Here is a 26,159-nt window from a genome sequence, read left to right on the forward strand (position 1 = left end):
CCGCTCCGGATCGACGTCCAGAGGATGGGACGCGGCATCATGGCGGGCGGAGGCGGACCCGAGAGCGTGATCCGGCGGGCCTTTCCTTGCCAGTGCCGATTGGGTAGTCTGACACTAGGGTGTCCGGCGCGCCGTCCGAGAAGAGACGCCGCCGGACCGACGGGCAACGGGCAGGCTGCGGACAGTGATGCGGAGGACGAGGTGAAACCGGGAGGCGGCACAGGCCGGACGCTTGTCGTCCTGCTGGGAACCCTGCTGGGCACTTCGGGCTGTGCGGAAATGGAAATCGCCGCGGAGATGCTGAAGTCCACCAGCCGGCCAGCTGCGTCCCAGACCGCCCCCACGCCTGTCCGCCTCTCGCAGAGCGCTGCCCGCGAGACGCCCGCGCCGGAGATCTTCGCCGACCGGATTTCGGCGCGCTGGAACGGGCAGGAGACCATCGGCGGCGTGTGGATCGCGCATCCCGACGCGGGAGATCCCGCCCGGGTGGCGATGACCGACACGCGCTCCGGGCGCAGCGTGACCGGCGCGATGTTCCGCCGCCGTGCGGCAAGTCCGGCCGGGGGCGCGCAACTGTCCTCCGCCGCGGCACGGGCACTCGGCCTGCCGCCGGACCAGCCGGCGCTGCTCGACATCGTCGCGCTGCGCCGCGAGGCGCTGCCGGCCACCGTGATTGCGCGTGCACCGCGCATGACTGATACTTCGCGCGCACCGCGCATGACTGATGCTTCGCACGGAGCGCACGTGCCTGATGCTGCGGGCAATCCGCGCGTGACCGGTCCTGCGCGCATGACCGATGCCGAGCACGCGCCGCGCATGGCTGACCCCGGGCGCGCAGCGCCCACGGCTGACCCCGGGCGCGCGGCGCCCACGAGCGACCCGGCCCGCGCGGGGCACCTGGACGGCCCCGGGCCGCGTGAAGGCACCCTGCTCACGGCCACTGCCGGGCCCCTCCCCGGCGCGGCCGGTACCGGGCGCGGGGGCGTGGCACCGCTCCGGCGCCCGCCGCGCGCGACCGATGGTCAGGCCGCGCCGCGCCGGACAGACGGCGAGCGGATGCCGCGTCGGCCGGAGCCCGCCCCCCGCCTGGCTGTCGGCGACGCGCCGCCGGTTCTGCCGCGGCCGCGCCCGGCCCGGCTGGAGGCGCCGGCCTCCGACGCATCTGGCGGCATCGTGCCCCGGCCCCGGCCGGCCCGCGGCGCCGCTTCCGAAACACCCCTCACCCCGGCGTTCAGCCAGGGCGACACACTGGCCCGGGTCGGATGAACCGCCGCCCCGGCCCCACCGAAGGGAGAGTCTCCATGCGCGGTCTTCTCGCAGCCCTTGCCGCCAGCGGCATCCTGCTCACCAGCCCGGCATCGGCGCTCGATACGTCGGCGCGGGCCGCCTACATGCTCGACTTCGACACCGGCGCCGTGCTGCTGTCCAAGAACGCCGACGTGGAGATGCCGCCGGCCTCCATGTCCAAGCTGATGACCCTCAACATGCTGTTCGAGGCGCTGGCCGACGGGCGCCTGTCGCTCGAGGACCGGTTCCGCGTCTCCGAGAAGGCCTGGCAGATGGGCGGCTCGAAGATGTTCCTGCGCGAGGGCGAGCGGGTGCGCATCGTCGACCTGATCCAGGGCATCATCGTGCAGTCGGGCAACGATGCCTGCGTGGTGGTGGCCGAAGGGCTCGCCGGCTCGGAGGAAGCCTTCGCCCAGCGCATGACCGAGCGCGCGCACGAACTGGGCATGACCGAGAGCACCTTCACCAACGCCTCCGGCTGGCCGGACCCGGGCCAGCGGATGAGCGCGCATGACCTGGTGACCCTGGCCCGGCGCATCATCACCGAGTTCCCGCAGTTCTACCCGTATTTCTCCGAAACCCAGTTCGAGTGGAACGGCGTGAACCAGAGGAACCGCAACCCGCTGCTGTTCCTCAACATCGGCGCAGACGGGCTGAAGACCGGCCACACCCAGGAGGCCGGCTACGGGCTGGTGGGCTCCGCCGTGCGCGGCTCCCAGCGCATCGTGTTCATGATCACCGGGCTGGAGAGCGTGAGCAAGCGCGAGGAGGAGGCCGAGCGCCTCACCTCCTGGGCGTTCCGCGAATTCTCCAACCGCGCGCTGTTCAAGAAGGGCGAGACGCTGGCGGACGCGCAGGTCTGGCTCGGCGCCCAGTCCCGCGTGCCGATGGTCACCGGCAAGGACATCCTGGCCACCCTGCCCTTCGGGGCCGGGGAGAACGTGAAGATCTCGGTGGTCTACGACGGCCCGATCCCCGCGCCGATCGCCGAAGGCCAGGAGATCGGCAGGCTGGTGATCGAGGCGCCCGGGCTGGAGCCGGTGACCGAGCCGCTCTTCGCCGGCCGCGCCGTGGCCGAGGGCGGCTACATCACCCGCATGGAAGTGACCGCGATGAACCTCGTGGGGCGCTTCATCGACATGACCGGCGTGAAGGACATGATCGGCAACGATGACGCCGGGCCCGACACCGCCACCCCGGAGACGGAGGCCGCCGAGTGACGCAGGCGCCGACCGGGCGGTTCATCAGCTTCGAGGGCATCGACGGCTCCGGCAAGTCCACCCAGGCCCGCCTGCTGGCCGAGGCGTTGCGCGGGCAGGGCCGCGAGGTGGTGCTCACCCGCGAGCCCGGCGGCTCGCCCGGGGCGGAGGAGATCCGCCGCCTGGTGCTGGAGGGAGACCCGGGCCGCTGGTCGCCCGAAACCGAGATCCTGCTGTTCACCGCGGCGCGCCGCGACCACCTGGAGCGCACCATCCGCCCGGCGCTGACCCGCGGCGCGGTGGTGATCTCGGACCGGTTCGCCGACAGCACCCGCATGTACCAGGGCAGCTTCCGCGCCAACCTGCGCCCGCTGGTGGACGAGCTGCACCGGCTGATGATCGGCGTGGAGCCGGACCTGACGCTGATCCTGGACGCGGACCCGTCCAGTTCCCTCTCGCGCGGGCTGGCCCGGCAGAGCGGCGAGGACCGGTTCGAGAACATGGGCCTGGCGATGCAGGAGGCGCTGCGCGAGGGCTTCCGCGCGCTCGCCGCCGCCGAGCCGCGCTGCGCGCTGATCGACGCGGCCGGCACGCCGGAAGCGGTGGCCGCGCGCATCGCCGCCGCCGTGCAGGCCCGGCTGGGGGCCTGGGCATGAGCACCGAGGACATCCCCGAGCCGGATCGCGTGGAAGGCGCGCCGCACCCGCGCCGCACCGCCGCGCTCTTCGGCCAGCCTGCCGCCGAGGAGGCCTTCCTCACCGCGCGCGACGCGGGCCGGCTGCACCATGCCTGGCTCATCGCCGGGCCGCGCGGCGTGGGCAAGGCGACGCTGGCCTGGCGCATCGCGCGCAACCTGCTGGCCGGCGCCGGCGGGCCGCTGGACATGGCCCCGGACCAGCCGGTGTTCCGCCGCTGCGCCGCGCTGAGCGAGCCGCGCCTGTTCCTGCTGCGCCGGGCCTGGGACGCGAAGGCCGCCCGCCTGCGCCAGATCATCGACGTGGAGGAAACCCGGCGGCTGAAGACCTTCCTGCAGCTCTCCTCCGCCGACGGCGGCTGGCGGGCGGTGATCGTGGATGCCGCGGAGGAGATGAACACCTCCGCCGCCAACGCCCTGCTGAAGGTGCTGGAGGAGCCCCCCGAGCGCACCGCCTTCCTGCTGGTGTGCCACGCGCCGGCGCGCCTGCTGCCCACCATCCGCTCGCGCTGCCGCGAGCTGCGCTGCGGCCCGCTGGACGCGGCCTCCCTCGCCGCGGCGCTGGACGCGGCGGGGCTGCAGACCGATGACGCCACCGCGCTGGCGGAGCTGTCCGGCGGTTCGGCCGGCGAGGCGATGCGCCTGGCCGCCCACGGCGGCCAGCCGGCATACGAGGAGCTGCTGGCCCTGCTCGCCACCCTGCCCCGGCTGGACCGGCCGCGGATGATCGCCCTCGCGGACAGTTGCGCGGGCCGGGACGCGGCAGAGCGCTACGACATGATGATGCGCCTGGTGCCACTGGCGCTGTCGCGCTTCGCGCGGGCCGGCGCGCTGGGGGCACTGCCGGTGGAGGCGGCGCGCGGCGAGGGCGACCTCATCCGCCGCCTCTCCCCCGGGCCGGGCCCGGCGCGCGCCTGGGCGGAGGCGGTGCAGCGGCTGGGCGAGCGCATGGCCCGGGCCCGCTCGGTGAACCTTGACCCCGGGCAGGTGATGCTCGATACCTTCCTCGACATCGAAACAACCGCGCAGCGGCTCGCCTCCGCTGCCTGAAAGCCTGCACATGACCTCTCCCGCACTGGTGGACAGCCACTGCCACCTCGATTTCCCGGAACTGATGGAAGACCTGCCCGGCGTGCTCTCGCGCGCGGCCGCCGCCGGTGTCACCCGCATGGTGACCATCTGCACGAAACTGCGCACGGAGCCCGCCGTGCGCGCCATCGCGGAGGCGCATGCCCCGGTGTTCTACGCCGCCGGAACCCACCCGATGAGCGCGGCCGAGGAGCCGATGGCCTCGGTGGAGGAGCTGGAGCGCATCGCCCTCCACCCCAAGATGGTCGGCATCGGGGAGACCGGGCTCGACTATCACTACACCGCCGAGAGTGCGGCGGTGCAGCGCGAGAGCCTGCGCATCCACATCGAGGCGGCGCGGCGCACCGGGCTGCCGCTGATCATCCACGCCCGCGCGGCGGATGAGGACATGGCCCGCATCCTCACCGAGGAGCACCGCGCCGGCGCCTACACCTGCGTGATGCACTGCTTCTCCTCCTCGGCCGAGCTGGGCCGCGCGGCGCTGGACCTCGGCTTCTACCTCTCGATGTCGGGCATCGCCGCCTTCCCGCGCTCCGGCGCGCTGCGCGAGATCTTCGCCGCCGCCCCGCGCGAGCGCATCCTGGTGGAGACCGACAGCCCCTACCTCGCGCCGCCGCCGCATCGGGGCAAGCGCAACGAGCCGGGTTTCGTCGCCCTCACCGCGAAAGTGGGCGCGGAGGCCTTCGGCATGGAGGAGGCGGAGTTCGCCGCCCTCACCTCGGCCAATTTCGACCGGCTGTTCACCAAGGCCGCCGCCTGGACCGACACCGGAGCCGACACCGGGACCACCCCCCGGACGGGGGCCTGACGCGTGGCCGAGCTGCGGTTCACCATCCTGGGCTGCGGGTCCTCCGGCGGCGTGCCGCGCCTCGGCGGGCACTGGGGCAACTGCGACCCGGAGAACCCGCGCAACACCCGCCGCCGCTGCTCCATGCTGGTGGAGCGCGAAGGCGAGGGCGGCACCACGCGGGTGCTGATCGACACCTCGCCGGACATGCGCGCCCAGTTGCTGGACGCCGGCATCGGCCATCTGGACGCGGTGCTCTACACCCATGAGCACGCCGACCACGTGCACGGGCTGGACGACCTGCGCATGATCGTGATGAACCGCCGCTCGCGCCTGCCGGTCTGGGCGGATGCGAAGACCCAGGCCGCGCTGCTGGAGCGCTTCGGCTACGCCTTCCTGCAGCCCGAGGGCAGCCCCTACCCGCCGATCCTCGAGCTCAACACCATCGAGGGCGACGTGACCATCGACGGCGCCGGCGGCCCGATCACCGCGCGGCCCTTCCTGGTCAACCACGGCGCCATCGACGCGCTCGGCTTCCGCATCGGCCCGCTCGCCTACCTGCCGGACGTGAAGGAGATCTACGCCCCGGCCTGGGAGGCGCTGCAGGACCTGGACTGCTGGGTGCTGGACGCGCTGCGCTACGCGCCGCACCCGACACATGCCCATCTGGCCCTCGCGCTGGAGTGGATCGCCCGCGCGCAGCCGCGCCGCGCCGTGCTCACCAACCTGCACAACGACCTCGACCATGACCGGCTGGACGCGGAGACGGCGGAGACCATCCGCCCGGCCTTCGACGGCATGGTGATCACCTGCACGCTCTGACCCGGCCGGCCGCGCCCGGCCCGAGCAGGGCGCACCATCCCCCCGGGACACCCGGCACCGGCACCCCGCCGCAGCGCCCGGAAAGCCCCCACCTGCCGGAGAGAGACCCTTGCTGGACATCCTGATCACCGTGATCCCGGTTTTCCTCGTCATCGGCGCGGGATATCTCGCAGTGCGGCTGAAGTACTTCTCCCAGTCCGCGGTGGACGGGCTGATGGTGTTCACCCAGGGCTTCGCGGTGCCCTGCCTGCTGTTCTCGGCCGTGGCGAAGCTGGACCTGGGCGAGATGTTCGACCCGAGGCTGCTGGTCTCCTTCTATTCCGGCGCCACCATAGCCTTCGCGATCGGCATCGCAGGGGCTCTCTTCGTGTTCCGCCGCCGCCCGGGCGAAGCGGTGGCCGTGGCCTTCGGGGCGCTGTTCTCGAACTCGGTGCTGCTGGGCCTGCCGATCATGTCGCGCGCCTTCGGCGAGAGCGCGCTGGCGCCGAACTTCGCCATCATCTCCATCCACGCGCCCTTCTGCTACCTGCTGGGCATCACCGCGATGGAAATGGCCCGCGCCGATGGCCGTGGCGCGCTGGAGACCGCCCGCGCCGTGCTGCGCGCGATGTTCCGCAACGCGCTGATGATCGGGCTGTTCCTCGGCCTCGCGACGAACCTCTCCGGCCTCCCCCTGCCCGAACCGGTCTGGGCGGCGATCGAGATGGTCGCGCGCTCCGCCCTGCCGGCGGCGCTGTTCGGGCTGGGCGGCGTGCTTACCCGCTACGCGCTGCGCGACTCGCTGGGCGAGGCGGCGATGATCTCCGGCCTGTCGCTGATCGTGCACCCGGCCATCGCCTGGTTCCTCGGCAGCCAGGTGTTCGACCTGCCGCAGGGCTTCGTGAACTCGCTGGTGATGACGGCGGCGATGGCCCCGGGCGTGAACGCCTATGTCTTCGCCAACATCTACGACCGCGGCAAGGGCGCGGCGGCAAGCGCCCTCCTGCTCGCCACCGGCCTGTCGGTGATCACCGCCTCGGGCTGGCTCTACCTGCTGCGGCACTGAGGCCCCGGGGCGCGCGGCCCGTTCCGGGCAGAGCGGCGGCGGCGCAAGGCCCGCCGCCGCGCCCCGGCGTCAGAAGTCCTTCAGCGCGTCGAAATCCATCATCTCCAGATAGGCCACCTTCTCCGCCTCCGGGGCCGAGCCGGAGACCTGCACCAGCACCCGCCCGCCGATGAACCCGGTGATCTGCCCGTCGGCGCTGACGAACTTCTCCCCGCCGATGCGGGTGAGCCGGCCCATCGAACCCATCATCGCCGTGGAGCCGAACATCGCCCCCATCGAGGCGACCATGGCATTGTCGGCCATCAGCTGCACGGTCACGTCGTCGCTGCCGTTGGTATAGGTGGCCCCGGCCACCACGCCGCCGCCGAAAGCCGCGGCGGATTGCGGCTCGTCCACCTCCCGCTCCCAGCCGTCGCGGGCCGGCGGCAGGAAGTCGGTCATCCCCTGCGCCTTCATCTGGCCCAGAAGCTGCGAGGCATAGTCGAGCTCATCCTTCGCCCCGGCGACATCGCCGCCGTTGTAGGCCGCGAGGGCGGCTTCGATGCTGTCGGAGATCTCGTCGGCGGAGGCGGCGAGGGGCGCCGCCAGCAGGACCGCGGCGGCCAGGCAAATGTGTCTCATGGCAAGGACGTCTCCCGGTGAGGTGCCGGGGGCGCGCGCCGCCCCTCAGGCCTGCGCCGAACTATCCGCCACCCCGCGACGCCGGTAAAGCCTGCGCCGCCCGCGGCGTGCGAAATCACACGTCGCGGCCGCAGGGGGCGCGCGGTCAGCCCCCGCGGCCCGGGGGCCGGGGGCCGGGGGCCGGGGGCCGGGGGCCGGGAAGAGGCTCGCAGGGGGGAGTGAGGGAGGCAAGCGGGGGGCGGCGCCCCTCAGTTGCCACCGTGGTTCTGGAACAGCTTGCCGCGCTCGGTGACCAGCAGGATGCCGATTGAGACGATGCCGCAAACCGCGTAGCCGGTGACCAGCGGCCCGCCGGTGCCGTCGAAGGCCTGCCCGATCGTGTAGCCGATGACCGCGCCGGTGAGCGTGGTCACGCAGCCGATGATGGAGGAGCCGATGCCGGCCACATGGCCCAGCGGCGCCATTGCCAGCGCGTTGAAGTTGGAGAACACCATGCCCACGAACAGCATCGTGCAGGTCATCAGCGGGATGAACACCCAGCCGGTGAGCACGCCGGCGTGGTGGCAGGCCAGCATCACGAAGCCCAGCGCCGTGTAGGCGCAGGTGGCGCCGTGGCTGAGCATCCGCATGCCCATCCGCTCCACGAGCCGCGAATTGGTGAAGGAGGAGATGCCGAGCGACAGCGCGGTGAGCGCGAACATCGCCGGGAACCACGAGCCCATGCCGTACACCCCGACCAGCAGCTGCTGGGAGGAGTTGATGAAGCCGAACAGCGCCCCGAAGAACGTGCCCGCCGCCAGCATGTAGCCCAGCGCCTGGCGCGAGGTCAGCACGGTGGAGACGGCGCGCAGGATGGAACCGAGCTCGATGGCGCGCTTGTCCTCCGGCCGCATCGTCTCCGGCAGGCGCACCGAGATGAACGCGATGAGCCCGAGCCCGTAGAGCCCCAGGAGCACGAACACCCAGTGCCAGGACACCGCGAACATGATGGTCTGGCCCAGCAGCGGCGCGATGACCGGGGCGGCCATGAAGGCCATCATCGCCAGCGACATGATGCGCGCCATGCCCCGGCCCTGATAGCAGTCCCGCAGGGTGGCGGTGGCGATGACGCGCGGCGCGGCCGCGCCCATGCCCTGCACCAGTCGGCCGATCAGCAGCGCCTCCATCGACTGGGAGAAGGCGATGAAGAAGGCCGCGAGCGTGTAGACCGCGAGCCCGAGCAGCAGCACGGGCTTGCGCCCGAACCGGTCCGCGAAGATCCCGACGCAGAGCTGCATGCCGCCGAACCCGATGAGATAGGCGGTGATCACCGTCTGCATCCGGTTCTGGTCGGTCACGCCGAGGCTGTCGGCCATCACCTCGAGGCCGGGCAGCATGATGTCCGTCGCGAGCGCGTTCAGGGCCATCAGCAGGGCGATGACGATCACGAAGCCGTTGGTCGACAACGGCGCATGACGAGGGAGCTCCGGTGCCACGCCGGGCCCCGCAGCTGAAATGTCGGTGGTGCTCATGCGGCCAGTCTATAGAGGGAAGCGGCGGCTTCGCCAATCCCGCCGCGCGCATGGCAGGGGCGCCCCCGGCGCATGGCTCGGCGCGCAAGCGTTCCTTGCCCGCCCGACATGCCGCCGGCGGGGCTCCTTCGCGCCCGGCGAAGGGAGAGGCCTTCAGGTGGCGTTTCCTCCGGGAGCCGTGTTCTCCGGCCCCTTCCCTGCAGACGTCACCGGCCCGGTGCCGGTTCAGTGATCGTAGGTCACGCTGCGCAGACGGTCTTCCCGGCGCACCGGCACGAAGCCGCATTTCTGGTACAGCGGCAGCGCGGCCGGGTGGTCGAGCGTGCAGGTGTTCACGGTCAGCTTCCGGGTGCCGGGACGGTCCCAGCCCGTGTGGATGGCCGTGCGCAGGAACCAGCCGCCCAGCCCTGCCCCCACAGCTTCCGGCATCAGGCCGAAATAGGCAAGGTCGCACACGCCGTCCACGCGGCTGTCGAGCATGAAGAACCCGGCGCTCCAGCCCTGGCGCATCAGGGTGTAGATGGTCACGTCCGGGTGCGAGACGAAGGCCTCCAGCTCCGCCGCGGGGCGCTTCTGCCAGTCGTCCCACTGGTACGCGGCGCCCACGCCCTCGTAGAGCGAGAGGAACCAGCGCACCGGCGGGGCCTCCGCCGCCAGCAGCATGGTCGGCACGGTTCCGGGCAGCGAGGGGCGCGGCCAGGAGGGGCGCTCCGCCATCTCCAGCCAGGTCACCGTGTAGGCGTCCTGCGCGACCTCACTCACCGGTGGCCACCTTCAGGTCGCCGTACATGCCCCATTCGGCCCAGGACCCGTCGTAGAGCGCGTGGCGGCGGTGGCCCGTGCGCTCCAGCGCGAGGCTCAGGATCGCCGCGGTCACCCCGGAGCCGCAGGTGGTGACGACCGGTTTCGCCAGGTCCACGCCCGCGGCCTCGAACACCGCGCGCAGCGCCTCGGCGTCCTTCATCGTGCCGTCCTCGTTCAGCACGCTGCGGTAATGGACATTCTTCGAACCGGGGATGTGGCCGGAGCGCAGGCCGGCACGGGCTTCCTTCTCCTCGCCCCGGAAGCGGGCGGGGGCGCGGGCGTCGACGATCTGCTCCTCGCCCAGCTTCGCGGCGCGGGCCACCTGCGTCACGTCGCGCACCAGGGCCGCGTTGCGCCGGGCGGTGAAGTGGCGGTCGCGCAGCACCGGGGTGCCGTCTTCCAGCGGCCGGCCCTCGGCCTTCCACTTCGGCAGGCCGCCGTCCAGCACCGCCACGTCGGACTTGCCGAACAGCCGGAAGGTCCACCACACCCGGGCGGCGGAGAACAGGCCGGAGCTGTCGTAGACCACCACGCGGTAGCCGTCGCCGATGCCCAGCGCGCGCATGCGGGAGATGAACTTCTCCACCGGCGGCGCCATGTGCGGCAGGGGGGACTGGTTGTCGGAGATCTCGTCGATGTCGAAGAAGATCGCCCCGGGGATGTGCCCGGCGAGATATTCCGCCTTCGGGTCCCGGCCCTCGGAGGGCAGGAACCACGAAGCGTCCAGGACCTTCACGTCCGGCGCGCCGAGGTGGGCTTCAAGCCAGTCCGTGCTCACGAGCAGGTGTGGGTCGCTGCCAGCCATGGATGCGTCTCTCTTCCGTCCGAAATCCGTCTGCACCGGTGGTACTGACTGTGCGGCGGGAGTGCAAGCTTCAGGCAGTCGCGGCCCGCCGGCTCAGCTGTTGCTCCACAAGCGTTTCGAATAGGCCTCGTCGATGCCCATGTCGACCTTCGCGCTGTCGGCGGCCTCGATCACGCCGGCCTCCTCGAACACCTTGCCGAAGGAGACGCGCCGGCGCTCGGGCCAGGTTTCCGGCTTCCACAACCCGGCGCGCAGGAAGGAGCGGGCGCAGTGGAAGAAGGCGCGCTCCACCTCGATGCGGATGCCCAGCAGCGCGGGCTTGGCCGGCAGGCTCATCGCCGCGCACAGCTCCGGGTCGTCGTCCAGGCTGGCGCGTCCGGAGATGCGCAGCGTCTCCGAGGTGCCCGGCAGCAGCACCAGCAACCCGGCATGGCCGGTGGCGATGATGTTGCGCAGGCCGATGGCCATGTTGTTGCCCGTGCGCTCCGGCACCACCACGCACGTGGGGGACTCCACCCGGATGAAGCCCGGCACGTCGCCCTTGGGCGAGGCCTCCGGCCGGCCCTCGGCGTCCGAGGTGGTGAGCACCGCGAAGGGCGCCGCGGCGAGGAAGTCCAGCGCCTGGCTGTCGAGCAGCGGCCGCACCTTCGCGAAGGTCCGCGGCCCGGGTTCGGGAAGGATGGCGCGCAGCGCCTCCACGGTGTCGATCCGTGCCATGCTCAGGGGTCTCCTCTCACCGGTGCGCGGCCCGCGCGGGGGGGGGCGGCGTTGCGACATCACCCTGCCAGCGCCGGCCGGCGCCGTCCAGCCCGCGCCCCGGGCTTTGGCTCATGCGCGACGGAAGACGGCCCCGGCGGACATCTCGCCCTCCGGCGCCACCAGCCCCCGCTGCACCAGGTCCAGCAGATGCGCCAGCACGTTGCGCCGCGCCGCCGGCAGCAGCCGCGCGTCGAGCCCGGAATAGATGCGCTCGGCCAGCACCGCCGGCGTGGCCGGGCCGCGCTCCAGCGCCGCGCGGATCTGCGCCTCGCGCTGCTGGCGGTGGGAGAGCACATGGGCCACCAGCGCCGCCGGCTCCGCCACCGGCGCGCCGTGGCCGGGGTAGTACACCCGGTCGTCGCGCTCCTGCAGGCGGCGCAGCGAGGTCATGAAGGCTGCGAGGTCCCCCTCGGGCGGGGAGACCAGCGTGGTCGCCCAGCCCATCACGTGATCGCCGGAGAACAGCGCCCCCTCCCCCTCCAGCGCGAAGCTCAGGTGGTTGGAGAGGTGCCCGGGCGTGTGCAGCGCGGTGAGGGCCCAGCCGGAGCCCGACACCCGGTCGCCCTCGCCCAGCGCGATGTCGGGGGCGAAGCCATGGTCCGCGCCCTCGCCGCCGCCGAGCTCCGCGCCCGAGGCGGCGAGCGCCTGCATCTGCGCGCTCATGCCCGCGCCGTGCGGCCCGAAGCCGAACACCGGCGCCCCGGTGCGCGCGCGCATCCGCGCCGCCAGCGGCGAGTGGTCGGAGTGGGAATGGGTCACCAGGATGTGGCTGATGCGCTCCCCCGCCGCGAGCACGGCGCAGAGCGCTTCGAAATGCGCCGGGTCGTCCGGGCCCGGGTCGATCAGCGCGACATCCCCCTCGCCGACGAGATAGCTGCGCGTGCCGGTGAAGGTCATCGGCCCGGCATTGGGCGCGGTGATCACGCGCACACCCGGGGCGAGGCGCTCGATCACGCCATGCACCGGGCGGTGATCGGTGATGAAAGGTGACGGCATTTCGGCCTCCTCCCGGCTTGCCGGCCCGCAGGCCGGGCGCTAGCTTATCGCGATGAAACTGCCATGGCTCAAGCGCTACCTGCCCCGCAGCCTGTTCTCCCGGACATTGCTGATCTTCGCGGTTCCCATCATCACCGTGCAGCTGGTGGTGACCGTGCTGTTCATCCAGCGCCACTATGCCGGCGTGACCGAGCAGATGACCCAGGCCGTGGCCGTGGAGCTGATCTATGCCGCGGAGACGGTGGAGGCCGCACCGGACGCCGAGGAGGCCCAGAAGCGGCTCGATGCGCTGGCGATCCCGCTGGGCCTGTTCCTCACCCTGGAGGACGGCACCATCCGGCAGCGCGATTCGGTGGCCTTCTACGATGTCTCCGGCAGCGCGCTGGTCGACACGCTGGCCGACCGCATCCAGCGGCCCCTCGCCATCGACATCAACTCCGATGACAAGGTGGTCTTCGTGCGCATCCAGACGCAGAAGGGCGTCCTGGCCGCCGAGGTGCCGCGCCGGCGGATGGTGGCCTCGAACCCGCATCTGCTGCTGGTCTGGATGCTGGTGACCTCGGCGGTGCTGAGCGCCATCGCGGTGCTGTTCCTGCGCAACCAGGTGAAGCCGATCCGCCAGCTGGCTCATGCCGCGGAGGAGTTCGGCAAGGGCCGCACGGTGCGGTTCCGCCCCGCCGGAGCGGAGGAGATCCGCCGCGCCGGCGCCGCCTTCCTGTCGATGCGCGCCCGCATCGAGCGCCAGATCGACCAGCGCACCCGGATGCTCTCGGGCGTGAGCCATGACCTGCGCACGCCGCTCACCCGGATGAAGCTCGCCCTCGCCGTGGCCGACCCCGGCCTGGAGGTGGAGGAACTGGGCCGCGACGTGGACGAGATGGAGCGCATGCTCGAGGGCTTCCTCGCCTTCGCGCGCGGCGAGGGGGCGGAGGAGGCGGAGGAGACCGACCCGATCGCCATCGCCGAGTTGATCGGCTCGGACACCCGCCGCACCGGCCGGTCCATCGCGGTGGCCAGCACCTCCGACACGCCGCAGAACGGGCTGGTGCTGCTGCGCCCGGTCGCGGTAAAGCGCTCGGTGCAGAACCTCGTCGACAATGCGCTCACCTATGGCGGGCAGGTGGCGCTGGCGGTGCGCCTGCTGCCGAAATTCGTGGAATTCATCGTGGAGGACGACGGGCCCGGCATCGACGAGGCCGCCCGCGAGGAGGCGATGCGCCCCTTCGTGCGCCTCGACCGCGCCCGCAACCAGGATGCCGGCGGCGGCGTGGGGCTGGGCCTGTCCATCGCGATGGACGTGGCGCGCAGCCACGGCGGCACGCTGGAACTGGGCCACAGCGACCGCCTCGGCGGCCTGCGCGCCGTGCTGCGCCTTCCGCGCTGACGGCGCCCACCCGGACGCCGCTGCCGCCCCCCAGCCCCGGCTCCGCGCCGTCGCGCATACCGCGCCGCGTCGCGCATACCGCGCCGCACCGCGCCCCGCGCCGTCGTGCGCACAGCGCCCCACCGCGCCGGACATCGCGGCCGGAGCGCTCCCAGCGCAGCGGCCCGATCAAAGCGCCCCCTCCCGGGCCCCGACGACGACCCTCACTCCCGAGCGGGTGGCGCGACCGGCGCAGCCGCCGGATCCGCCGCGCCGCACCCGGTGACCGGCCCCCGCGCGCCATGGCACGCCAGCTCTCCCGGCCGGTCGCGGCATCGGGTGCTCCGCCGCATCCGGCGCCTGACCGGACGGCACCGCCCGTGCCCCGCCGGAGGTCGGCGCCGGCGCTCCTGGCAGCCGCTCGCGGCTGCCCTTCTGCGGGCCTGCCCGCAGAAGCTGCGCGCGGGCCCGCCCGCGCGCGGGGGAGCGCTCCCGCTCCTGCCCGGCCGGTCACCCTGCGGGAACGTGGTCAGGTCAGCGCTGCGCCACCTGCCAGCGCGGGTTGATCCAGGGTTGGACGTTCTCGCGCGCCAGCGGCTGGCGACCGAGGATATGGTCCGCCACCTTCTCGCCCACCAGGATCGACGGCGCGTTGAGATTGCCGTTGGTGATGCGCGGGAAGATCGAGCTGTCGGCCACGCGCAGCCCGTCCACGCCGATCACCCGGGCTTCCGGGTCGACCACCGACATCGGGTCCGACGCCCGGCCCATGCGCACGGTGCCGCAGGGGTGATAGGCGCTCTCGACATGCTCGCGGATGAAACCGTCGAGCTCGTCATCGCTCTGCACATGGGCGCCGGGCTGGATCTCCTTGCCGCGGAAGGGCGCGAAGGCCTCCTGGCCGAAGATCTCCCGCGTCAGCCGGATGCAGGTGCGGAAATCCTCCCAGTCCTGCGCGGCGCTCATGTAGTTGAAGCGGATCTCCGGCGCCTCCTCCGGATCGGCCGAGCGCAGGGTGACGGCCCCGCGCGAGGGCGAGCGCATCGGGCCGACATGGGCCTGGAAGCCGTGCCCCTCCGCCGCCGCCTTCCCGTCATAGCGCACGGCGAAGGGCAGGAAATGGTACTGGATGTCCGGGTATTCCACGCCGGGCCGCGAGCGGATGAAGGCTGCGCTCTCGAACTGGTTCGAGGCGCCCAGCCCGGTGCCCGTGAGCAGCCATTGCGCCCCGATCAGCGCCTTGGAGACGAGGTTCCAGTGCTTGTAGAGGGTGATCGGCTGGGTGCAGGCCTGCTGGATGTAGAGCTCCAGGTGGTCCTGCAGGTTCTGGCCCACGCCGGGCCGGTCGGCGACCACGGGAATGCCGTGCCCGGCCAGATGCGCGCCGGGGCCGATGCCGGAGAGCATCAGCAGCTTGGGCGAGTTGAAGGCCGAGGCGCAGACGATCACCTCGCGCCGGGCGCGGAGGATCTCCAACCGGCCGCCGCGCGACACTTCCACCCCGGTCGCGCGGCCGTTCTCGATCACGATGCGGCGGGCGAGACCGCGGGTGACGGCGCAGTTCGGGCGGCGCAGGGCGGGCTTGAGATAGGCTTTCGCCGCCGACCAGCGCCGGCCCTTCCAGACCGTCTGCTCCATCGGGCCGAAGCCCTCCTGCTTCTCGCCGTTGTAATCGTCGGTGAGCTCGTAGCCCGCCTGGCCACCGGCCTCGACGAAGGCGCGGAACAGCGGGTTCGCGCGCGGGCCGCGGGTGACATGCAGCGGGCCGTCCTTGCCGCGCCAGTCCGCGTCGCCGCCATGGCCGCCGGAATGCCAGCTCTCCATCCGGCGGAAATAGGGCAGCACATCGGCATAGGCCCAGCCGTTCGCGCCCATCTCCTCCCAGGTGTCGTAGTCGCGCGCATGGCCGCGCACATAGACCATGCCGTTGATCGAGGAGGAGCCGCCGATCACCTTGCCGCGCGGCGCGGCCAGGCGCCGGCCGCCCAGGTGCGGCTCGGGCTCGGACTGGTAGCCCCAGTCGTAGCGCGACATGTTCATCGGGTAGCTCAGCGCGCCGGGCATCTGGATGAGCGGCCCGGCATCGGTGCCGCCGTATTCGATGACCATCACCGAGCGCGTGCCATCCTCGCTCAGCCGTGCGGCGAGCGCCGAGCCCGCCGAGCCGGAGCCGACGATGACGTAATCCGCCTCGCCGACATACTCGATACCACCGCCTGTCATTCGCCCCTCGGGAAACGCTGGCCCTCTTCGAGGACGTTGAGATCCATGTGATTGCGCATGTACCGCTCCGACGCCTTCTGGAGCGGCTGGTAGTCCCAGGGAAAATAGGCGCCATTGCGCAAGGCTTCGTAAACGACCCAGCGCCGGGCCTGGCTTTCGCGCACCTGGGCGTCGAACCGGGCGAGGTCCCAGCGGGCGTCCGCGAGGGCGCGCATAGAGGCGAGCTCCTGCGCGTGCTCCGGGGCCTCGGCGAGGTTCACCGCCTCCTCCGGGTCGGCCGCGAGGTCGAAGAGCTGCTCGGGGTCCAGCGCGCAGCGCACGTATTTCCAGCGCCCCCGCACCAGGCCGACCAGCGGGGCGAAGGAGCCCTCGGCGGCATACTCCATCGGCACCGGGGCGCGCGGCCCGCCGGCGGCCACCGGCACCAGGCTCTCGCCATCGGTCCAGGGCATCACCTCGTCGAGCGAGACCCCGGCGAGATCGGCGAGCGTCGGCGTCACGTCCAGCGTGGAGACCGGCGTTTCCACCAGACCGGGCGCCATGCCGGGGGCGGAGACCATCAGCGGCACCCGGGCGGAGCCCTCGCGGAAACTCATCTTGAACCACATGCCGCGCTCTCCGAGCATGTCGCCATGGTCGGAGAGGAAGACCACGATCGCCTCCTGCCGGCTCGCCTCCAGCGCCGCGAGGATCTCGCCCACCTTGTCGTCGATGTAGGAGATGTTGGCGAAATAGGCCCGGCGCGCCCGGCGCACCTGCTCAGGGCTGATGTCGAACTTCGTGTAGTCGTTCGAATCGAGCAGACGCTTCGAATGCGGGTCCTGGTCCTCGTAGGGAACGAAGCCGGTCGCGGGGTCGAGATGGGCGCAATCCTCGTAGAGGTCCCAGTATTTCTTGCGGGCCACGTAGGGGTCATGCGGGTGGGTGAAGCTCACCCCGAGGCACCAGGGCCTCGCGTCATGGCCGCGCGAGAGATCGTAGATCTTGCGCACCGCGTGGTAGGCCACCTCGTCGTCATACTCGAGCTGGTTGGTGATCTCGGCGACGCCGGCGCCGGTGACGGAACCCATGTTGTGATACCACCAGTCGATGCGCTCGCCGGGCTTGCGGTAATCCGGGGTCCAGCCGAAATCGGCGGGGTAGATGTCGGTGGTCAGCCGCTCCTCGAAGCCGTGAAGCTGGTCGGGCCCGACGAAATGCATCTTGCCCGAGAGCGCGGTCTGGTAGCCGGCGCGGCGCAGGTGATGGGCGAAGGTGGGGATGTCGGAGGCGTATTCGGCCGCGTTGTCATAGACCCGCGTGCGCGAGGGCAGCTGGCCGGCCATGAAGCTCGCCCGCGCCGGCGCGCAGAGCGGCGAGGCCGTGTAGGCCTGCGCGAAACGCGCCGAGCGGGCGGCCAGCGCCTTGAGGTTCGGGGCGTGCAGCCAGTCGGCCGGGCCGTCGGGGAACAGGGTTCCGTTCACCTGGTCGGCCATCAGCACAAGGATGTTGGGGCGGGTCATGCGAGGGTCTCCGTATCGGAAACGGATCGGGCCACGAATGCCTCGATGCGGGCCACGGCGGCCTCGGTCGCCGCTTCGGGGCGGCCGAGGGCGCGGCGCAGGTAATAGCCGTCGATCATCGCGCCGGTGTCGCGGGCAATCTCGCGCGCCAGCGGCCGGGGCAGCATCCGGCCCAGCGCATGGGCAAGGTTGCTCTGCATCCGGCTGTGGTAGAGCGCCAGCAGGTGCTGGGCGGCGGGCTCGGTCTGGGCCTGCATGTAGAAGGCGAGCCAGGCGGAGACCACCTCGGGCCGGAACTGCCCGGTGGACAGGTTCGCCCGCACGATGGCGCTCACCCGTTCCATGGGCGTGCGCGCCCCAGCGAGCTGCTCGCGCACGTCGCGCCCCAGCTGGCGGTAGAGCTCACGCATCGTGGCCGAGAGCAGTTGCTCCTTCGAGCCGAAGTAATGATGCGCGAGGCCGGTGGAGACCTTCGCCTCCCGTGCAATCGCCCCGATCGTCACCTTGCAGTAGCCCTCGGAGTGGATGGCGCGGATCGTGGCTTCGATCAGCGCCTTGCGGCGGATCGGCTCCATTCCCTGTTTCGGCATAGGATTCGCCTCCGGCTGCTGGTGGATCGGAAGCCCCAGACCTATCTTTTATTGAATGTTCGTTCAATATAAAATTGACCAGACGCCCGACCCGTGCTTGCATTGACCCGGGAGCGCTCCCGCGAGAGGATGCGCCGCGACAGAGACAACAGGAGATCCGCCTCATGAAACTGCCCGCCGCAGCCCTCGCCACCTCGCTTGCCGCCTGCCTGGCCCTGCCTGCCTTCGCCGCCGAGCCGGAGAGCTGCAGCACCGTGCGCCTCTCCGACGTCGGCTGGACCGACATCACCGCCACCACCGGCGTCGCGAGCGTGCTGCTCGAGGCGCTGGGCTACGAGCCGGACGTGAAGATCCTCTCCGTGCCGGTCACCTATGCCTCGATGGAGAAGGGCGACATCGACGTCTTCCTCGGCAACTGGATGCCCACCATGGAGGGCGACATCGCCAAGTACCGCGACGCGGGCACGGTGGACACGGTGCGCGAGAACCTGGAGGGCGCGAAATACACCCTCGCGGTGAACGCCGCCGCCGCGAAGCTGGGCATCAGGGATTTCGCCGACATCGCCGCGCATGCCGACGAGCTGGACGGCAAGATCTACGGGATCGAGCCGGGCAATGACGGCAACCGCCTGATCCTCGACATGATCAAGACCGACGCCTTCGGGCTGGGCAAGTTCGAGGTGGTCGAGAGCTCGGAGCAGGGCATGCTGGCCCAAGTGGAGCGCAACACCGACCGCGACGAGCCCATCGTGTTCCTCGGCTGGGAACCGCACCCGATGAACGCCAATTTCGACATGACCTACCTCACCGGCGGCGACGACTACTTCGGCCCGGATCTCGGCGGCGCCACGGTCTACACCAACACCCGCGCGGGCTACGTGGCCGAGTGCCCGAATGTCGGCAAGCTGCTGGAGAACCTCAAGTTCACCCTGCCGATGGAGAACGAGATCATGGGCGCCATCCTCGATGGCGGCGATGACCCGGAGACGGCCGCCAGCACCTGGCTCTCCGCCCACCCGGACACGCTGGGCCCCTGGCTCGAGGGCGTGACCACCATCGACGGCGGCGACGCCATGGCCGCGGTGAAGAGCGAACTCGGGCTCTGACGCCCCCGGGGCGACCCCGCGCCGCCCCGCCCGCCCTTGCCGCCCCGCCCGGGCGGATCACCAGCGCCCGACGCCGGGCGCACCGGCCCTCCACCCTACCCCGTGCCCGGGAGGCGTCCGGCCCGGCCCCGGAGCCCCCCCGCCCGTCGCCCGCGCCCGAGCCGACCACGCCCGACGGCCCCCGGGGCGCCGAGACGGACCGGCCCGCCCCCCCCCCGGCAGGCCGTCGCGGAGCCGACGGAGGGCCTCCGGCCCCGGGCGCGTCCTTCATGCCGGCGCAGCCGGACCTGACAGGCGGGGGGCGCCCCGCAGAGGGTGGACCGGGGCGGGACCGGCTGGTCGGAAACCTTCCCGGCCTGTCCGGGCCCGGCCCCGCCGAAGCGGGCGGTCGCGGCGCGGCGGCCCGGATGTTGACTGACCATGACGGCGGCGGGCCGCATCCGGCCTGCCCCCGCCTCACCCGAACCCGACTGCCCGCGCCCGCCCCCCCCGGAGGCCGGTCACGCCCCCCGGAGCGCGCGCCCCGACCCCGACCGCGAGAGGACCCCGCATGGAGTGGCTGACAGACCACAAGATCCCGCTCGGCAACTGGACGGCCGCGCTGTTCAAATGGATCACGAAGCATTTCGCCTGGGCCTTCGATGCGGTGGCCGACGCGCTGGACTGGATCATCGAGGCGGTGCTCTGGCTGCTGAACGTGCCGCACCCGCTGCTGCTGATCGCGATCTTCGTGGCCTTCGCCTGGTGGCTGCAACGCTCATGGAAGATCTGCCTGTTCGTGGGCCTGGGCTTCCTGTTCTGCATGAACCAGGGTTACTGGAAGGAAACCCTGGAGACGCTGTCGCTGGTCTCGCTCGCCTGCGCGCTGTGCATGGCCATCGGCGTGCCGCTGGGCATCTACGGCGCGCACCGGCCCCGGGTGTGGCAGTTCATGCTGCCGGTGCTGGACCTGATGCAGACCGTGCCGGCCTTCGTCTACCTCATCCCGATCATCGTGGCCTTCGGGCTGGGCATGGTGCCGGGGCTGATCGCCACGGTGATCTTCGTGCTGCCGGCCTCCATCCGGCTCACGCACCTGGGGATCTCCACCACGCCGCCGGCGCTGATCGAGGCCGCGCAGGCCTTCGGCGCCACCCGCAGGCAGGTGCTGTGGAAGGTGGAGGTGCCCTCGGCGCTGCCGCAGATCATGGCCGGGCTGAACCAGACCATCATGCTCTCGCTCTCCATGGTGGTGATCGCCGGGCTGGTGGCCGCCGACGGGCTGGGCGTGCCGGTGATCCGGGCGCTGAACCGGGTGAACGCGGCGCGCGGCTTCGAGAGCGGCTTCGTGATCGCGGTGGTCGCGATCATGCTGGCGCGGATGTTCCAGAGGAAGGACGGCAAATGAGCGCGGTTGTCTTCGACGCGGTGAACATCGTCTTCGGCGAGACGCCGCTGAGCGCCCTGCCGCTGATGGACGCCGGGCAGAGCCGGGCGAGGATCCAGGCCGATACCGGGCAGATCCTGGGCGTGCACGACTGCTCGCTGGACGTGGCGCAGGGCGAGATCCTGGTGCTGATGGGCCTCTCGGGCTCCGGCAAGTCCACCCTGCTGCGCGCGGTGAACGGGCTGAACCCGGTGTGCCGCGGCGAGGTGCGGGTGAATGACGGCGGCGAGATGGTCTCCGTCACCCATGCCGACGCGGCGACGCTGCGGCGCCTGCGGCTCACCCGCATCGCGATGGTGTTCCAGCAGTTCGGCCTGCTGCCCTGGCGCTCGGTGGCCGACAACGTGGGGCTGGGGCTGGAGCTGGGCGGGATGGACCGGGCCACGCGCGAGGCGCGGGTGCGCGCGCAGCTCGCACTGGTGAACCTGTCGGACTGGGCGACACGCCGGGTGGGCGAGCTGTCGGGCGGCATGCAGCAGCGCGTGGGGCTGGCGCGCGCCTTCGCCACCGAAGCGCCGATCCTGCTGATGGACGAGCCCTTCTCCGCCCTCGACCCGCTGATCCGCACGCGCCTGCAGGACGAACTGCTGCAACTGCAGAAGAACCTCAGGCGCACCATCATCTTCGTGAGCCATGACCTGGACGAGGCCTTCAAGATCGGCGACCGGATCGCGATCATGGAGGGCGGGCGCATCGTGCAATGCGGCACGCCGCAGGAGATCGTGCGCAAGCCGGCGGATGCCTACGTGGCCGAGTTCGTGCAGCACATGAACCCGCTGGGCGTGCTGCGCGCCGGGGCGATCGCCCGGGCGCTGGACGGGCCCCCGCCCCCGGACAGCATCGCGGTGGAGGCGGAGACACCGCTGCGCGAGGTGATCGCACTGCGGCTCGACGGCGGGCGGGAGATCGTGGTGACCCGCGACGGCGCGCCGGTGGGACGGATCGGCGAGGCGGAGATCCTCGGCGCGCTGGCGGGAGCCGGACGCACGGACGGCGAGGAACGTCCCGTCGGGGGCATCTAGCCCCCTCGGGCCGTCGACGGCCCGCCCCGCACTCAGCGCGGGGCGGAAGACCGAGCGCCCGGGCCGCGGCGCCCCCCCCCGGGACGGAGCACCAGGCCCGTCCCCGCATGACCGCTCCGGCGGGCTGCCCGCCCTCCCATCGGAGAGCCAGGCCGCGCCCCGTTCGCGCCGGACCGCACGCAGGGGCGACACGGCACCATGCGACCGGTGGACGTGTTCTCCTTCGTTCCCGCGCCCCCACCCGCGCCGGACCCCATGCAGGCGCGACGCGGCACCATGCGGCCGGTGAACGCGTTCCCCTCCGTTCCCGCACCCCCACCCGCGCCGGACCCCATGCAGGTGCGACGCGGCACCATGCGGTCGTGGGATGTGTTCCCTTCCGTTCCCGCACCCCGTCCGCGCCGGACCGCATGCAGGCGCAATGCGGTGCCAGGCGGCCGGGGGATGTGTTGCCCTCGCTTCCCGCGCGCCGGGCCGCACGCGTGCCAGGCGCGGCACCACGGCCGTCGCGGGGAAAGTCCCGGCGTGAGCCTGCTCCGGGCCGCGCCCGCGCGCGATGCGACGCGCGGGTGCACCAGCCTCGGCCCGCTTCCCGTGCATGCGCCCGCGCGCGACGCGGCGCCGCTCCCGCCATGCCGGCGGCGGCATGCGGCGCCTTCGCGGGCCTCCGCGTCAGACCGGGTGCGGGGAGACGAGCGCCGAGGGGAGGTCCGCGATGCTTTCCGCGCCCATCTGGATCATGTTGGTGATCAGGTCCTGGCGCAGGATGTGGATCACATGCGCTGCACCGGGCGCGCCGAGGGCGCCGAGGCCGTAGATGAAGGCCCGGCCGAGCAGGCAGAAATCGGCGCCGAGCGCGAGGGCGCGGGCGATGTCCAGCCCGCTGCGAAGACCACTGTCGAAGACGATCTTCGCCCGGTCGCCCACCACGGCCTTGATGGCGGGAAGCGCGGTGATCGCGGCCGGCGTGGCGTCGAACTGGCGGCCGCCGTGGTTGCTCACGCCGATGCCGTCCACCCCGAGGGCGATGGCCCTCTCGGCCTCCTGCGGGCGCATCACGCCCTTGACCACCACCGCCCCCTTCCAGGCGTCGCGGATGCGGGCGAGCAGCTCCCAGCTCGGCACGCCGTCGAACTGGCTGCCGGCGAACTCCGCCACCGTCTGCGCCGCGGAACTGCCGGCATAGGGCTCCAGCGTCCAGAAGCGCGGCATGCCCTCGCGCAGCAGCGCCGCCGACCAGGCCGGGCATTTCGCCGCCCGCCAGACCGTGAGCAGGTCCTTCGCCGGGGGCACGCGGATGCCGGCCTTCCTCTGCCGCTCGCGGCGCGAGCCGACCGGCACGTCCACCGTGACCAGCAGGGTGCGGAACCCGTTGCCCCAGGCGCGGGCCATGATGTCCTCGCGCACGTCCTCGTCCTTGGTGGGGTAGAGCTGGAACCAGCCGTTGCCGTTCACGTGGCGGCCCACCGTCTCCGGGTTCGCGTTCGCCACTGTGGAGAGGCCCATGGGGATGTTGGCGGCGGCGGCGGCCCGCGCCAGCGCCTTCTCGCCGCCCGGCCACATCAACCCGGTGAGGCCCACGGGCGCCATGCCGAAGGGCGCGGAGAACACCCGGCCGAAGATCTCCGTCTCCAGCCGGGGCTGCACGTCGCCATGCAGCACGCCGGGCCACATCTGCACCCCCTGGAGCGCGGACATGTTGCGCTCCGACGCCATGTCGAGCCCGGTGCCGCTGTCGAGATACTCCCAGGCGAAATGCGGGATGCGCCAGGCGGCGCGGGCGCGCAGGTCGGCGATGGACGGGAAACGGTTGTCGAGACTGTTCATGAAACGGGGGCCCCTCTCTTGCCGGGCGAGACTAGTGCGGCAGCGGGGCGGAAAACAAGCCGGTGCGGCGCGGTACTGCCGCGCGCGAACATCCGGCGAACGGGCCTTTAACTCGGGCCCCCGCCGGGCTATCTTCCCGGGCATGAGCGAATGGGACGAAACCGACGATTTCACCGCCTGGGAGGCACAGAGCCTCAGCGCGCAGGCCATGGCCGCGCGCCCGGCGCCCTATCTGGACACGCTGAACGCGCCGCAACGCGCCGCGGTGGAGCAGCTGGACGGCCCCGTGCTGGTGCTCGCCGGCGCGGGCACGGGCAAGACCCGGGCGCTCACCGCACGCATCGCGCACCTGCTCAACACCGGCCGCGCCCGCCCGCACGAGATTCTCGCCGTCACCTTCACCAACAAGGCCGCGCGCGAGATGAAGTCCCGCATCGGCGCGCTGGTGGGCGGGGTGATCGAGGGCATGCCCTGGCTGGGCACCTTCCACTCGCTGTGCGTGCGCATCCTGCGCGCCCACGCGGAACTGGTGGGGCTGAAATCCAACTTCACCATTCTGGATTCGGATGACCAGCTGCGCCTGATGAAGCAGATCATCCAGGCCGAGGGCATCGACGACAAGCGCTGGCCGTCGCGGCTGCTGGCCTCGCTGATCGACCGCTGGAAGAACCGCGCCTGGACCCCGGACAAGGTGCCGGCCGACGAATCCGGGCAATATGACGGCCGCGGGGCGGAGCTTTACGCCGCCTACCAGGCCCGGCTGAAGACCCTCAACGCGGCGGATTTCGGCGACCTGCTGCTGCATGTCGTGCAGATCTTCCTCATGCACCCGGACGTGCTGGCGAAATACCAGCGCTGGTTCCGCTACATCCTGGTGGACGAGTATCAGGACACCAACGTCGCCCAGTACCTGTGGCTGCGCCTGCTCGCGCAGGGCCACCGCAACATCTGCTGCGTGGGCGACGACGACCAGTCCATCTACGGCTGGCGCGGCGCGGAAGTGGGCAACATCCTGAAGTTCGAGAAGGATTTCCCCGGCGCGGCAGTCATCCGGCTGGAGCAGAACTACCGCTCCACCCCGCATATCCTCGCCGCGGCCTCCTCGGTCATCCACCAGAACGAGAGCCGGCTGGGCAAGACCCTCTGGACCGATTCGCCCGAGGGCGAGAAGGTCCGGCTCATCGGCCATTGGGACGGCGAGGAGGAAGCCCGCTGGATCGGCGAGGAGATCGAGGCGCTCACCCGCGGCACCCGGGGCCACGCCCCGGTGTCGGCCGACGGCATCGCCATCCTGGTGCGCGCCTCCTTCCAGATGCGCGCCTTCGAGGACCGGTTCCTGACCATCGGCCTGCCCTACCGCGTCATCGGCGGCCCGCGCTTCTACGAGCGCGCCGAGATCCGTGACGCGATGGCCTATTTCCGCGTCGTCGTCTCGCCCGATGACGGGCTCGCCTTCGAGCGCATCGTGAACACGCCCAAGCGCGGCATCGGCGACAAGGCCCAGCAGGAGATCAACCGCATCGCGCGCGAAAACGGCGTCTCGCTGCTGGAGGGCGCGCGGATGCTGGTGGAGGCCGGCGGCCTCTCCGCGAAGGCGCGCAAGGCGCTCGGCGAACTGGTCGCGGGCTTCGACCGCTGGCGCGCCTGGAACCGCGCGCTCGGCGCCGGCACGGTGGCGGACGGCGAGGTGCTGGTGAGCGACGACCGGCCGGAGACCGACGGCCCCCTCACCCATGTCGAACTGGCGCAGATCATCCTCGACGAGAGCGGCTACACCGAGATGTGGCGCACCGACAAGTCGCCGGAGGCGCCGGGCCGGCTGGAGAACATCAAGGAGCTGGTGCAGGCGCTGGAGGAGTTCGAGAACCTGCAGGGCTTCCTCGAGCACGTCGCCCTCGTGATGGACAACGAGCAGGACGAGAGCGCCCCAAAGGTGTCGATCATGACCCTGCACGGCGCGAAGGGGCTGGAATTTCCGGCCGTGTTCCTGCCGGGCTGGGAGGACGGGCTCTTCCCCTCGCAGCGCTCGATGGACGAGAGCGGGCTGAAGGGGCTGGAGGAGGAGCGCCGCCTCGCCTACGTGGGCATCACCCGGGCGGAGGAGCATCTCACCATCTCCTTCGCGGCGAACCGGCATGTCTACGGGCGCTGGCAATCCGCGCTGCCGTCACGCTTTATCGACGAGTTGCCGAAGTCCCATGTCGACGTGCTGACGCCGCCGGGCCTCTACGGCGGCAGCTTCGGCGCCTCGTCGCCGGGCGGCGGCTTTACCGAGGCGGCCGGCCTTCCCGGCGTGATGCGCGGCACCGACCTGGAGCAGCGCGCGGCGCAGGCGAATGTCTACAATTCGCCGGGCTGGGCGCGGATGCAGGCCCGGCGCGGCCAGCACGGCACCAGCCAGCCGCGCGAGTCGCGCAACCTGGTGATCGACGCGAAGGCGGTGAGCGCGCGCAAGATCGGCGAGCGCGTGTTCCACCAGAAATTCGGCTATGGCGAGGTGATGGAGATCGAGGGCGACAAGCTCACCATCGAGTTCGACAAGGCCGGAACCAAGCGTGTCGTGGGAAGCTTCGTGACCGCGGCGGACGAAGCGCCGTTCTGAACGGCCCCGCCCGGGCCGGGCGTCAGCCCATCCTCGCAGCCCCCGGCGCGGAGGCCGGCTGACCGGGTTCCGTCAGCCC

At 71.7% G+C, this 26,159-nt stretch carries 22 protein-coding genes; 12 read left to right on the forward strand and 10 right to left on the reverse strand.

Going from position 1 to position 26,159, the window contains the following annotated elements; genetic code table 11:
• Positions 1 to 24 precede the first annotated feature (24 nt).
• The 7 genes from FDP22_RS02475 to FDP22_RS02505 all read left to right on the forward strand — a co-directional run bounded on the left by FDP22_RS02475 (position 25) and on the right by FDP22_RS02505 (position 6,923).
• Complete coding sequence (locus FDP22_RS02475) at positions 25 to 1,266, forward strand: hypothetical protein (protein WP_138576513.1); 1,242 nt, start codon at positions 25 to 27, stop codon at positions 1,264 to 1,266.
• A 35-nt stretch (positions 1,267 to 1,301) separates the two neighbouring features.
• Positions 1,302 to 2,507: a D-alanyl-D-alanine carboxypeptidase family protein gene (locus FDP22_RS02480; protein WP_138576511.1), complete on the forward strand. Its 1,206-nt coding sequence runs from the start codon at positions 1,302 to 1,304 to the stop codon at positions 2,505 to 2,507.
• Complete coding sequence (tmk, locus tag FDP22_RS02485) at positions 2,504 to 3,142, forward strand: dTMP kinase (RefSeq protein ID WP_138576509.1); 639 nt, start codon at positions 2,504 to 2,506, stop codon at positions 3,140 to 3,142. Before FDP22_RS02480 ends, tmk begins: the two co-directional genes overlap by 4 nt.
• Positions 3,139 to 4,230, forward strand: coding sequence for a DNA polymerase III subunit delta' (locus FDP22_RS02490; RefSeq protein ID WP_138576507.1), 1,092 nt, complete (start codon positions 3,139 to 3,141; stop codon positions 4,228 to 4,230). The genes tmk and FDP22_RS02490 overlap by 4 nt, the downstream gene beginning before the upstream one ends.
• Before the next feature lie 10 nt (positions 4,231 to 4,240).
• Positions 4,241 to 5,077 (forward strand): TatD family hydrolase, encoded by an 837-nt coding sequence (locus FDP22_RS02495; RefSeq protein ID WP_138576505.1) that lies wholly within the window; start codon positions 4,241 to 4,243, stop codon positions 5,075 to 5,077.
• A 3-nt stretch (positions 5,078 to 5,080) separates the two neighbouring features.
• The gene (locus FDP22_RS02500) at positions 5,081 to 5,878 is read left to right on the forward strand and encodes an MBL fold metallo-hydrolase (protein ID WP_138576503.1); all 798 of its coding nucleotides are present in this window, start codon (positions 5,081 to 5,083) and stop codon (positions 5,876 to 5,878) included.
• Between the two features lie 109 nt (positions 5,879 to 5,987).
• Positions 5,988 to 6,923 carry an AEC family transporter gene (locus FDP22_RS02505; RefSeq protein WP_138576501.1) on the forward strand — a complete coding sequence of 312 codons (936 nt, stop codon included), beginning with the start codon at positions 5,988 to 5,990 and terminating at the stop codon, positions 6,921 to 6,923.
• A gap of 69 nt (positions 6,924 to 6,992) precedes the next feature.
• Here FDP22_RS02505 and FDP22_RS02510 read toward each other — a convergent pair whose 3' ends face one another.
• From FDP22_RS02510 to FDP22_RS02535, 6 genes are all read right to left on the reverse strand, one after another.
• Positions 6,993 to 7,544 (reverse strand): hypothetical protein, encoded by a 552-nt coding sequence (locus FDP22_RS02510; protein ID WP_138576499.1) that lies wholly within the window; start codon positions 7,542 to 7,544, stop codon positions 6,993 to 6,995.
• A 248-nt stretch (positions 7,545 to 7,792) separates the two neighbouring features.
• Positions 7,793 to 9,055, reverse strand: coding sequence for a multidrug effflux MFS transporter (locus FDP22_RS02515; protein ID WP_138576497.1), 1,263 nt, complete (start codon positions 9,053 to 9,055; stop codon positions 7,793 to 7,795).
• A gap of 225 nt (positions 9,056 to 9,280) precedes the next feature.
• Positions 9,281 to 9,817, reverse strand: a complete 537-nt coding sequence (locus FDP22_RS02520) for a GNAT family N-acetyltransferase (protein ID WP_138576495.1) — start codon at positions 9,815 to 9,817, stop codon at positions 9,281 to 9,283.
• Positions 9,810 to 10,664 carry a 3-mercaptopyruvate sulfurtransferase gene (gene sseA / locus FDP22_RS02525; RefSeq protein ID WP_138576493.1) on the reverse strand — a complete coding sequence of 285 codons (855 nt, stop codon included), beginning with the start codon at positions 10,662 to 10,664 and terminating at the stop codon, positions 9,810 to 9,812. The genes FDP22_RS02520 and sseA overlap by 8 nt, the downstream gene beginning before the upstream one ends.
• 93 nt (positions 10,665 to 10,757) lie before the next feature.
• Positions 10,758 to 11,381: an MSMEG_1061 family FMN-dependent PPOX-type flavoprotein gene (locus FDP22_RS02530; RefSeq protein ID WP_170317563.1), complete on the reverse strand. Its 624-nt coding sequence runs from the start codon at positions 11,379 to 11,381 to the stop codon at positions 10,758 to 10,760.
• Between the two features lie 111 nt (positions 11,382 to 11,492).
• Positions 11,493 to 12,419: an MBL fold metallo-hydrolase gene (locus tag FDP22_RS02535; protein WP_138576489.1), complete on the reverse strand. Its 927-nt coding sequence runs from the start codon at positions 12,417 to 12,419 to the stop codon at positions 11,493 to 11,495.
• A gap of 52 nt (positions 12,420 to 12,471) precedes the next feature.
• On the opposite strand from FDP22_RS02535, the gene FDP22_RS02540 reads away from it, so the two are divergent.
• Positions 12,472 to 13,803, forward strand: coding sequence for an ATP-binding protein (locus FDP22_RS02540; protein ID WP_138576487.1), 1,332 nt, complete (start codon positions 12,472 to 12,474; stop codon positions 13,801 to 13,803).
• A 513-nt stretch (positions 13,804 to 14,316) separates the two neighbouring features.
• On the opposite strand, the gene betA is transcribed toward FDP22_RS02540, so the two are convergent.
• From betA to betI, 3 genes are read right to left on the reverse strand one after another with little or no spacing between them, the layout of a single operon-like run.
• On the reverse strand, positions 14,317 to 16,005 hold the full coding sequence (betA, locus tag FDP22_RS02545) for a choline dehydrogenase (protein WP_138576485.1): 1,689 nt from the start codon (positions 16,003 to 16,005) through the stop codon (positions 14,317 to 14,319).
• Complete coding sequence (gene betC, locus FDP22_RS02550; RefSeq protein WP_138576483.1) at positions 16,002 to 17,507, reverse strand: choline-sulfatase; 1,506 nt, start codon at positions 17,505 to 17,507, stop codon at positions 16,002 to 16,004. Before betC ends, betA begins: the two co-directional genes overlap by 4 nt.
• Complete coding sequence (betI, locus tag FDP22_RS02555; protein WP_138576481.1) at positions 17,504 to 18,097, reverse strand: choline-binding transcriptional repressor BetI; 594 nt, start codon at positions 18,095 to 18,097, stop codon at positions 17,504 to 17,506. Before betI ends, betC begins: the two co-directional genes overlap by 4 nt.
• A 164-nt stretch (positions 18,098 to 18,261) precedes the next feature.
• Here betI and FDP22_RS02560 point away from each other — a divergent pair, with 164 nt between their 5' ends.
• From FDP22_RS02560 to choV, 3 genes are all read left to right on the forward strand, one after another.
• Positions 18,262 to 19,203 (forward strand): choline ABC transporter substrate-binding protein, encoded by a 942-nt coding sequence (locus FDP22_RS02560; RefSeq protein ID WP_138576479.1) that lies wholly within the window; start codon positions 18,262 to 18,264, stop codon positions 19,201 to 19,203.
• Between the two features lie 550 nt (positions 19,204 to 19,753).
• Positions 19,754 to 20,590, forward strand: a complete 837-nt coding sequence (gene choW, locus FDP22_RS02565) for a choline ABC transporter permease subunit (protein ID WP_138576477.1) — start codon at positions 19,754 to 19,756, stop codon at positions 20,588 to 20,590.
• Entirely contained in the window at positions 20,587 to 21,651 is a 1,065-nt protein-coding gene (gene choV, locus FDP22_RS02570) for a choline ABC transporter ATP-binding protein (RefSeq protein WP_138576475.1), read from the forward strand. The genes choW and choV overlap by 4 nt, the downstream gene beginning before the upstream one ends.
• A 672-nt stretch (positions 21,652 to 22,323) precedes the next feature.
• On the opposite strand, the gene FDP22_RS02575 is transcribed toward choV, so the two are convergent.
• Positions 22,324 to 23,478, reverse strand: coding sequence for an alpha-hydroxy acid oxidase (locus FDP22_RS02575; RefSeq protein ID WP_138576473.1), 1,155 nt, complete (start codon positions 23,476 to 23,478; stop codon positions 22,324 to 22,326).
• 142 nt (positions 23,479 to 23,620) lie between these two features.
• On the opposite strand from FDP22_RS02575, the gene FDP22_RS02580 reads away from it, so the two are divergent.
• Entirely contained in the window at positions 23,621 to 26,080 is a 2,460-nt protein-coding gene (locus tag FDP22_RS02580) for an ATP-dependent helicase (RefSeq protein WP_138576471.1), read from the forward strand.
• The last annotated feature ends 79 nt before the right edge of the window (positions 26,081 to 26,159 follow it).

Source organism: Paroceanicella profunda (assembly GCF_005887635.2).
Taxonomy (GTDB): Bacteria; Pseudomonadota; Alphaproteobacteria; order Rhodobacterales; family Rhodobacteraceae; genus Paroceanicella; species Paroceanicella profunda.

Bases quoted from the DNA above. Each gene is read 5' to 3' on its own strand.
- FDP22_RS02510 (WP_138576499.1), bottom strand. From the start codon at position 7,544: ATGAGACACATTTGCCTGGCCGCCGCGGTCCTGCTGGCGGCGCCCCTC.
- FDP22_RS02480 (WP_138576511.1), top strand. From the start codon at position 1,302: ATGCGCGGTCTTCTCGCAGCCCTTGCCGCCAGCGGCATCCTGCTCACC.
- betI (WP_138576481.1), bottom strand. From the start codon at position 18,097: ATGCCGAAACAGGGAATGGAGCCGATCCGCCGCAAGGCGCTGATCGAA.
- FDP22_RS02535 (WP_138576489.1), bottom strand. From the start codon at position 12,419: ATGCCGTCACCTTTCATCACCGATCACCGCCCGGTGCATGGCGTGATC.
- sseA (WP_138576493.1), bottom strand. From the start codon at position 10,664: ATGGCTGGCAGCGACCCACACCTGCTCGTGAGCACGGACTGGCTTGAA.
- FDP22_RS02490 (WP_138576507.1), top strand. From the start codon at position 3,139: ATGAGCACCGAGGACATCCCCGAGCCGGATCGCGTGGAAGGCGCGCCG.
- FDP22_RS02495 (WP_138576505.1), top strand. From the start codon at position 4,241: ATGACCTCTCCCGCACTGGTGGACAGCCACTGCCACCTCGATTTCCCG.
- FDP22_RS02515 (WP_138576497.1), bottom strand. From the start codon at position 9,055: ATGAGCACCACCGACATTTCAGCTGCGGGGCCCGGCGTGGCACCGGAG.
- choV (WP_138576475.1), top strand. From the start codon at position 20,587: ATGAGCGCGGTTGTCTTCGACGCGGTGAACATCGTCTTCGGCGAGACG.
- FDP22_RS02575 (WP_138576473.1), bottom strand. From the start codon at position 23,478: ATGAACAGTCTCGACAACCGTTTCCCGTCCATCGCCGACCTGCGCGCC.
- betC (WP_138576483.1), bottom strand. From the start codon at position 17,507: ATGACCCGCCCCAACATCCTTGTGCTGATGGCCGACCAGGTGAACGGA.
- FDP22_RS02560 (WP_138576479.1), top strand. From the start codon at position 18,262: ATGAAACTGCCCGCCGCAGCCCTCGCCACCTCGCTTGCCGCCTGCCTG.
- FDP22_RS02580 (WP_138576471.1), top strand. From the start codon at position 23,621: ATGAGCGAATGGGACGAAACCGACGATTTCACCGCCTGGGAGGCACAG.
- FDP22_RS02475 (WP_138576513.1), top strand. From the start codon at position 25: ATGGGACGCGGCATCATGGCGGGCGGAGGCGGACCCGAGAGCGTGATC.
- betA (WP_138576485.1), bottom strand. From the start codon at position 16,005: ATGACAGGCGGTGGTATCGAGTATGTCGGCGAGGCGGATTACGTCATC.
- FDP22_RS02530 (WP_170317563.1), bottom strand. From the start codon at position 11,381: ATGGCACGGATCGACACCGTGGAGGCGCTGCGCGCCATCCTTCCCGAA.
- choW (WP_138576477.1), top strand. From the start codon at position 19,754: ATGGAGTGGCTGACAGACCACAAGATCCCGCTCGGCAACTGGACGGCC.
- FDP22_RS02540 (WP_138576487.1), top strand. From the start codon at position 12,472: ATGAAACTGCCATGGCTCAAGCGCTACCTGCCCCGCAGCCTGTTCTCC.